Here is a 396-nt window from a genome sequence, read left to right as displayed (position 1 = left end):
TACTAGATCATAGTATATTCCTAACTTCTCATGCTGATAAAAGTGCGTTAATCAGCATGATAACTTCCATAGAAAAAGAGAATAATGTGAAGTTTACATTGATCATATTAGATACTTTGGCTCGAAACTTCTCAGGCGATGAGAACACACAAAAAGATATGGGTGAGTTCATTAACGAATGTGACTCATTAAAATCAGAAATAGGCTGCTCGGTCTTATTAATTCACCATACAGGTAAAGATACTTCGAAGGGAGGTCGCGGCAGCTCTTCCCTTCGTGCCGCATGTGACTATGAATTTCAAATTCAGCGTATCCACAATACTCATTCAGCAAACTTCATCTGTACAAAACAAAAAGATGCTGAGGAGCATCCCCCTGTTGAGATTTGCTTAGAGA

General features: G+C 38.4%; 1 protein-coding gene. It reads left to right on the top strand.

The window, feature by feature from the left end; translation table 11 throughout:
• Positions 1 to 86 precede the first annotated feature (86 nt).
• Positions 87 to 396 (top strand): AAA family ATPase (locus AB4512_RS24165; RefSeq protein ID WP_372176026.1); only part of this gene is annotated, 310 nt, incomplete at its 3' end.

This window comes from Vibrio sp. 10N.222.52.B7, assembly GCF_041474275.1.
Lineage (GTDB): Bacteria > Pseudomonadota > Gammaproteobacteria > Enterobacterales > Vibrionaceae > Vibrio > Vibrio crassostreae_C.
The sequence above is the reverse complement of the archived record's forward strand: the minus strand, read 5'-3'. Positions and strand labels throughout refer to the sequence as shown.